This is a genomic window from Gemella haemolysans (assembly GCF_001553035.1).
Taxonomy (GTDB): Bacteria; Bacillota; Bacilli; order Staphylococcales; family Gemellaceae; genus Gemella; species Gemella haemolysans_B.
Genome location: NZ_KQ959943.1, coordinates 1 through 8,730 on the forward strand (window position 1 = coordinate 1; position 8,730 = coordinate 8,730).

Here is an 8,730-nt window from a genome sequence, read left to right on the forward strand (position 1 = left end):
AATAAGTGGTAAGGAATTACTTGGTTTACTCCAGCTGTGAATGGTCCAGGGAAATTTGCTTTATCTAAGTATTTAGCTGGTACATCAATTATATCTTTAGTATTATCCATAACAGCTTTTTTAACTTCGTTAACAGTTGTTAATCCATTTAGATTTACATTTACATCTTTTGTAGCTACTAAGTTTGTTAAATCTGCTTTTCCGTCTTTTTCACCGTATACTTTGATTGTTGCTTTGTAGCTTTGTGTTCCATTTGCTTTAAGTAAATCTAATAATTCTTTATCTTGTTTTCCTTGTGTTCCTGCTAAGTCTACTTCATAGAAGTATAATCCTTCTGTTAAATTTTTCACTGGTGGAAGAGCTGGATTTTTCGCTGATCCGTTATCTGACCATGGTGCATTATCTGATGATTTTAAGATTAATCGAGTTAACATTCCGTCACCTGCGAATAAGTGATAAGGAATTACTTGATTTACTCCGGCTGTGAATGGTCCAGGGAAGTTTGCTTTATCTAAGTATTTAGCTGGTACGTTAACTTCATCTTTAGTATTATCCATTACTGCTTTTTTAACTTCAACTGGAGTTGTTTGTGGTTCTGCTACATCTTTAGCAAGTTTTAATAAATTATTCGCATCAACTTCTTTTGCATCAACGCTTGGTTCTGATTTTACTTCAGGTTGTTTCTCAGCCGTAACATCATTTTTCACTTCAACTGTTTGTTTCTCAACAGGTGTTGTTACTTTTTCCACAGTATTTGTTTTATTTTCAGGTGCTTTAGATTCAACAACTGTATCAGTTTGTTTATTATCTACATTTTGAACTACAGGTGCTTTATCTAATTGTTTATCACTTGCGTGTGCTTCTCCACCTCCTACAATTACAAAAATACCACTTGCAATAGCTGCTGATACTACTCCAACACTAACTTTTCTTATTGCCCATTTTGTAAAATTTTCTGATTTCATAAAGTTATTTTTCATTTGTATTTTTCTCCTCTTATTAATACTTTATTACCAAAACTTTTTGTTTGATGAATACAGTATATCTTATAGATATTAACTAACTATTAGTAAATGTTTAAATACTTCTTAAATAGATATTATAAAATAATTATTTTAAAAATATACTAATATATATGGTTTAAATTAGATTTCTGACAATTTCGAAAAAAGTTTTTAATTTTTTTACTAAAAAGTGTTGACAAAGAAAATATCTTATGTTAATATTTCTTTAACAGTTTTAAAAAGCGAAGAAGTGAAGAGCAATATTTCTTAATTATTAGAGACCTTTTGGTTGGTGAAAAAAAGGATTTGAGTGTATTGTAAATGGTCACAGAGCTGAACTAATGAGTATATATAAGTTAGTTCCGGTTGATAACCGTTAATAATCATTGAGGTAAGATTAAAATTTATTTTAAGATTATAAAATTGGGTGGTAACACGGTCATTTCGTCCCTTGTGTTACTACCCTTTTGTCGTATTTAAGACTGAATAAAAAAATATTTTTACAAATTAATATATTATAACATAGATAAGATGAGTAGAAAAAAGGATTTACACCAGAGAGTCTCGGTAGCTGAAAAGAGATTAATGAGTTTTTTTGAAGATGGTCTTTGAGTTTTAATTATCGAGCGAAAGTTAGATAATTACGCAGAAAATAGCGTTAAAATTTTAATGAGGTGGAAAACTAAAAAATACAATTTATCATTTTAGATTTTCCATAAAATAAGGTGGTACCACGTATGAAACGCACGTCCTTAGACAATATTAGATATTGTTTAAGGGCGTTTTTTATTTTTATAATTCAATATACACAAAAAGAGAAAATCTCAGGAGGAAAGAATAATGACAAAAATTTCAAGTTTAGGATACCCACGTTTAGGGGAAAAAAGAGAATGGAAAAAATTAATTGAAGGATATTGGGCTCGTACAGTTCGTCAAAACGAGTTATTTGAAGAAGCAGGAAAACTTCGTCGTCTTTATATCGAGAAACAATTAAATGCTGGATTAGATTTTATCCCAGTTGGTGATTTCTCACTTTATGATCACATTTTAGATTTATCAGTTCAATTCAACGTTATTCCACAACGTTTCGAAGGAAGAGAAGTTGATGTAGACTTATTCTTCGATATCGCTCGTGGTAACAAAGATAATGTTGCATCTGCACTTAAAAAATGGTTTAACACTAACTACCACTACATCGTACCAGAATGGGAAAATGTTAACCCTAAATTAAACAATACTCGTCTATTAGACTTATATAAAGAAGCAAAAGAAATCGTAGGAGATAAAGCTAAACCAGTAATCACTGGACCAATTACATATGTTGCTTTATCTAGTGGTCTAGCTGAAGGAGAATTTGAAAAAGCTGTAGATAAATTAGTTCCACTTTACACTCAAGTATTCAAAGAATTAGCTGAAGCTGGTGCTTCTTACATCCAAGTAGATGAGCCAATCTTTGTTACTGATGAAGGTAGAAACTATGTAGAATTAGCTCACAAAGTATACAACCACTTCAACAATGAAGTAGATGCTAAATTCATCTTCCAAACTTACTTTGAAGCTTTAGTAGAAGCTGAAAAACTTGCTGATTTACCAGTAGCTTTCGGTTTAGACTTCGTTCACGGAAGAGAAGAAAACTTAACTAATGTAAAAGCTGGTTTATTCAAAGATAAAGAAGTATTTGCTGGGATTGTTGATGGGCGTAACGTATGGAGCAATGATTTCGAAGATAGTTCTGCATTATTAGAAGAAATTAAAGCTAATGTTGCTGAATTAGTAATTCAACCTTCATGTTCATTACTACATGTACCAGTAACAACTAAAAACGAAACTGAATTAGAAGAAACATTATTAAACGGTTTAGCATTTGCTGATCAGAAATTAGTAGAGCTTAACTTACTAGCTAGCAAATTAGATGGTAAAGAAGATGCAGCATACCAAAAACACGTTGAAGATTTCAACAAACTACAAAATGCTGACTTCAGAAACCTTGAATTAGAATCAAGTGAAAATGTTCGTTCTACTCGTCCATCTGATTACAAAGTTCGTCGTGAAGTTCAAAATAAAAAATACAACTTACCATTATTACCAACTACTACAATCGGATCATTCCCTCAATCTAAACAAGTACGTCTACAACGTGCTCTATGGAAAAAAGGTGAATTATCTAATGAAGCATATGAAAAATTTATTGAAGAAGAAATCGCTCGTTGGATTAAAATCCAAGAAGATCTTGATATTGACGTATTAGTTCACGGTGAGTTCGAACGTACAGACATGGTTGAATTCTTCGGGCAACGTTTCGCTGGATTTGCATCTACTAAATTTGGTTGGGTTCAATCATACGGTTCTCGTGGGGTTAAACCACCAATTATTTACGGAGATGTAAAACACGTAGAAGCTGTTACAGTTAAAGAAACTGCCTATGCTCAAAGCTTAACTAACCGTCCTGTTAAAGGTATGTTAACTGGACCAGTTACAATTCTAAACTGGTCATTCGAAAGAACTGATATTTCTAAAGCAGAAATCTTCAACCAAATCGCTATAGCACTTAAAAATGAAATTGAACTTTTAGAAAAAGCTGGAATTACAATTATCCAAGTTGATGAACCAGCTATCCGTGAAGGATTACCTCTAAGAGATAACAAAAAAGAAAAATATCTTGAAGAAGCAGTATTCTCATTCCGTTTAGCTACTTCATCAGTTCAAGATGATACACAAATTCACACACATATGTGTTATTCTAACTTCGATGAAATTATCGATTCTATCCGTGCATTAGACGCTGACGTTATTTCTATCGAAACTAGTAGAAGTCACGGAGAATTAATCTCTGCATTCGAAACTGCAATCTATCCTTTAGGTATTGGTCTAGGAGTTTACGACATCCACTCTCCTCGTGTACCTTCTAAAGAAGAAGTTCGTACAAATATCTTACGTCCACTTCAAAAACTATCTACTGAGCAATTCTGGATTAACCCTGACTGTGGATTAAAAACTCGTGCTGAAAAAGAAACTATTGAAGCATTAGAAGTTTTAGTTGAGGTAACTAAAGAAATTAGAAATGAACTTGCCGCTAAATAGGAGGTTCATATGAGAAACTTACTAGAGAGATTAGAACAAAATGTACTCGTAGCTGATGGAGCTATGGGTACAGCTCTCTATAGTAATGGATTGGAAAGTTGTCATGAATATAATAATATCTCTAATCCGGATTCTGTAGAGAAAATTCATAAGGCTTATATTGAAGCTGGAGCAGATATAATTCAAACAAATACTTATGCTGCAAAAAAATGTCAGCTAAAAACTTATGGTTATGAAGACAAGTTTGAAGAAATTAATATTCGCGCTGCTGAAATAGCTCGTAAAGCTGCTGGAGAAAATACTTTTGTTTTCGGTACTATTGGAGCTATTCGAGGTCTTCGTGAATGTGAACTATCATTAGAAACAATCGTTAACGAAACACTTGATCAAGTAAAAGTATTATTATCAACAAATAAAATTGATGCATTACTTTTTGAAACTTATTATGATCAAGAAGAAATTCGTGCTGTATTGACTGAAGCTAGAAAATTAACTGACTTACCTATTATTACTAATATTTCATTATTAGAGGCAGGTATAACTCAAAATGGGGAAAAAGTAACTGATGCTCTAAGTACCCTTGTTAACTTAGGTGCTGATATCGTTGGTTTAAACTGTCATCTTGGTCCTTATCATATGATAAAAAGTTTAAAACAAGTTCCATTATTTGCACAAAGCTACCTATCAGCTTATCCTAATGCCAGCTTATTACAGTTAACACAAACTATTAATGGTAATGAATACCGTTTTAGAAAAAATTCAGCTTACTTCGAACAAAGTGCTAAGTTACTTGTAGAAGAAGGTGTAAGATTAATCGGTGGTTGCTGTGGAACTACTCCTGAGCATATTCGTGCTATTAAAAAAGGAATTAAAGATCTTAAACCTGTTAAAAGAAAAATTATCACACCTTTACCAGCTGAGGAAGAACTTGTAAGAGTAGCAAATAATAAACCAACAATTGTTGATAAAGTCAAAAAACAAGTAACAATAATAGCTGAACTAGATCCACCAAAACACTTAAATGTAGATAAATTTATCGAAGGTGCAAAAGCAATAGATAAAAAGAATATCGAAGCTATAACTTTAGCAGATAATTCTTTAGCTAGCACTCGAATTTGCAATTTAGCTGCTGCTACGTTACTTAAAGAGCACATTTCTACCCCTACACTTCTACATTTAACGTGTCGCGATCACAACCTTATCGGACTACAATCTCGCTTAATGGGATTTGATATTCTTGGAATTAATAATGTCCTTGCTCTTACTGGAGATCCAAGTAAACTTGGTGACTTCCCTGGAGCTACTAGTGTCTATGACATGACTAGCCTTAAGTTAATTCCTTTTATTAAACAACTTAACGAAGGACTTGGATATAACGGAGCTTCTCTTAAAAAGACTACAAACTTCACAGTAGCTGCTGCTTACAATCCAAATGTTCGCGACTTAAGTAAAACAAAACGTCTAGTTGAGAAAAAAATTAAAGCAGGTACTGATTACTTTATTACACAACCTGTCTTTGAAGCTGAAAAAATTGAGCAATTAGCAGAATTTGCTGCTGATTATCCAGATACTCCGTTCTTCGTTGGTATAATGCCAATTACTAGCTATAACAACGCTGTATTCTTACACAATGAGGTGCCTGGTATCAAGTTATCAGAAGAATTCTTAGCTAAATTAGAAGAAGTAAAAGATGACAAAGAACTTTGCCAAAAAATTGCTTTAGAAGAAAGTAAAAAGTTACTTGATATTGCTTTAAAACACTTTAAAGGAATTTACCTAATAACACCATTCTTTAGATATGATCTTACTTTAGAATTAATAGATTATGTTGAAGAAAACAAAGATAAATAAAAGTTAAATGTATATAGAAAATCCAGGTATTAGAATCATTCTAACACCTGGATTTATTGTATTTCTATTATTTATTTCCGTATTTTTCGAAAAGTTCATCTAAAGGTTTGTACATTATTTTATTTAAATCTTCAATTAAAAATTGTAGTTTTTGTTGAGTTTGTACAAACTCTAAGAATTTAGCATTTTCTAATAGCTTTTGTTGAATTTCTTCAAATACTGATAATTCTTCTTCAGTAGGTTCATTTCCTGCTTGAGCTGCTTCCATCAAATCTTTTTGTTTTGATACAAATTCTGTATATAAAGCGTTAGCTTCTTCATCTGCATATAATTCTTCAGATGCTGCTAATGATGCTTTATACTCATCAGACTCTCTTAATGCTCTTTCAAATTCATTTGCTTTATCATAAATATTTACCATAATTATTTGCTCCTTCTATGTTGTAGTTTAATTATAACATAGTTTTACCTTATTTGACAATAAATCGTTTGCACATCTAACAATCTATTTTGTTACTATTGATATCATCCTGGCGGCTATTTTACTATTTTTAGCTACTCTTTCTTTTCCCGACACTTCCAAGAATATCTATTGTTTCTCACATCTCTCGCTGATTCAAAGTCATATAATTATTACTCTATCTTCTTCTTTTTCTTGAATAATGCTTTTGCTGCTTTTCAACTACCTTGCGATTCTTATATCTTTTTTCAAATCGTATCAAACTTGAAGGTTTTTTAATTTCTACTTTTGGTTTAGTCCCTCTTATTATTATTGTATCAACAGCTTTAGTTGTTACTGTTTCTCTACCTATCTCTTCTAAAATATTTGTTTTCTTATTTAATCTTGATTTTATAGTTGTTACAACTCGTCCTTCAGTTCCCGCTATCGTATTAACATATCCTATATTCTTTGTATTGTCTTCTCTATAAATTACCTTCAATGGGATTGTTTTTACTTCCGTTTTTGTTGTTACCTCTCCGTATAGTGCTTTAATATCTATGTTCACATTTACTAAATCAAAACTACCATCTCTATACACTACCCTTACTGTTGCTTTTTTAGTCCCGAATTTAGAAGTTTCTGGGGTTCCTTCCCAAATTATACTTTTTATAGGTAAATTATTCTTTTCAATAACCAACTCTGCATTAGGTGTATCACCTTCATATACTTCATAAATTTTCACAATTGGTTCATAATAATCTTTTTGCTGTTTATTTAAAACAGATAGGGCTGATGCGATATCTTTTTCTAAATTAGCTAACTTATCTTTTTCTTTCACTAATTTATCATAAGTTTCTATTGTATCTAGCTCACCTTTTACTTTTTTTAATAGACTGTTATAGTCATTTAATAATTCACCTTTTCGAATATTAAACTCATTCATCGCCTCAGACGAGCTTAATGCAGTATTTGTGTTTTTGAATACTTCCAGTTTTTTTGTTGCTTTCATTATCGCATCTGTTAATAACGTTTTGTCTAATCTCAAATCACGAACTACTGTTTTATACTCTTCTAGTGCTGTTTCTAGTTCCTTAGTTAAAGTTCTTATATCAGTTTGCTTAGCATTGCTATTTTTCAATAATTCTTCTGCTTTTTGTAATTTTATTTTTAATTCTTCTTTTTTAGCACTATAATTAGATTTTATTTTTGAAGTTTTATTATCTGTATTTATTTTCTTTTCGCTTTCTAGAAAAGCTTCTTGTTTGATTGATTTCAACTCTTCGAAATTAGGTAGTACTTTTACCAATACACCTACATTCGTATTTATAGTTTTCCCTAAATAATTTACTGCTACATTTAAAGTATACGTCGTTGCTGTAGGTTGTATTCCTTCAGGAATATCTATGTTTAATGTTGCAGTTTTAGGTAAATTATCTAAATTTAATTTTTCTAAAACTTTTTCTCTAGAAATTTTATTTAATGCTAATATTTCTAGTGGATTTTTATCTTTTAATGAAATTTTCATGTTTTCATTTACTATTTTTCTTACTTGTTCAGTTGTCGGTTCTACTATTTTCAGAGTTTTCAACACTGAGTTTTGTTTTCCTTTACCAGTAACTCCAGTTCTTTCTCCAACATTAAAGTTATCATCATCATTTAATATTGATGAGAAGTACGCATTAGAACTATGTTCTCCTTTTTCTATATAGGTCATAACATCTTTATCATTATATAATAATCTTGCAACATTATCCCCGCTCATTCCATAATGCTTTATTTTCCCTTCTTTAGCTAACTGTTTGCTTAAAATACTCTTGTTATATAGATCTCTATTCAAAATAGATGCAACAATTTTAGGAGCATTAAACGTTGTAGCTTTTTTGAAAGCATTATGATAAAAATCTCTATACTTCTTAGCAGCAGGTTCTATCAAATACCCATTTTCTTCATTTGCTAATTTATGTAACTTCACTACTGCACGTTGAGTTAGGTATCCTCCTAATGAATGTCCCGTAATATAAAAGTTCTTTATATCTTCTCTTAATCCAATATCTTTTATAATTTCTTCAATTTCTTTACCTTGTTGTGGATTTTGGCCAAACGCAACAACTACATCATTACTTATATCTTTTCCACCTTTAGTTCCGCGTATAGCTAAAACATGAACCAATCCATCCGGAACAATTGATAGTGCACTTTTAGTTTTAAATAATACTGCATCAAGCCCACTGTCATAATGATAAGTTTTGTCGATTTCCCAATATTGAGACAATTCATTATGCATAAGTTCATATTTATTTTCAGGTTTCGAGTCGCCTTTGATGAGAATGATAAAATAAGAATGTACAGTTT

5 protein-coding genes and 2 other annotated features are annotated in these 8,730 nt (G+C 31.2%); of the genes, 2 read left to right on the forward strand and 3 right to left on the reverse strand.

Features of this window, described 5'->3' with window-relative positions:
- On the reverse strand, positions 1-980 hold a 980-nt coding region (locus HMPREF3186_RS03030), incomplete at its 3' end, for an SSURE domain-containing protein (protein WP_156438955.1).
- A gap of 260 nt (positions 981-1,240) precedes the next feature.
- Positions 1,241-1,459 (forward strand) — a binding site (T-box leader).
- 59 nt (positions 1,460-1,518) lie between these two features.
- Positions 1,519-1,761: a binding site (T-box leader), on the forward strand.
- A gap of 83 nt (positions 1,762-1,844) precedes the next feature.
- Here HMPREF3186_RS03030 and metE point away from each other — a divergent pair.
- Together metE and HMPREF3186_RS03040 are read left to right on the forward strand one after the other, a co-directional pair.
- Positions 1,845-4,085, forward strand: a complete 2,241-nt coding sequence (gene metE, locus HMPREF3186_RS03035; RefSeq protein ID WP_060913872.1) for a 5-methyltetrahydropteroyltriglutamate--homocysteine S-methyltransferase — start codon at positions 1,845-1,847, stop codon at positions 4,083-4,085.
- A 9-nt stretch (positions 4,086-4,094) separates the two neighbouring features.
- Entirely contained in the window at positions 4,095-5,936 is a 1,842-nt protein-coding gene (locus HMPREF3186_RS03040) for a bifunctional homocysteine S-methyltransferase/methylenetetrahydrofolate reductase (protein ID WP_060913873.1), read from the forward strand.
- Between the two features lie 67 nt (positions 5,937-6,003).
- Here HMPREF3186_RS03040 and HMPREF3186_RS03045 read toward each other — a convergent pair whose 3' ends face one another.
- A complete protein-coding gene (locus HMPREF3186_RS03045) occupies positions 6,004-6,357 on the reverse strand; it encodes a YlbF family regulator (protein WP_060913874.1) in 354 nt (117 codons plus the stop codon).
- A gap of 217 nt (positions 6,358-6,574) precedes the next feature.
- A partial coding sequence (locus HMPREF3186_RS03050; RefSeq protein ID WP_269446628.1) for a Rib/alpha-like domain-containing protein occupies positions 6,575-8,730 on the reverse strand: 2,156 nt, incomplete at its 5' end.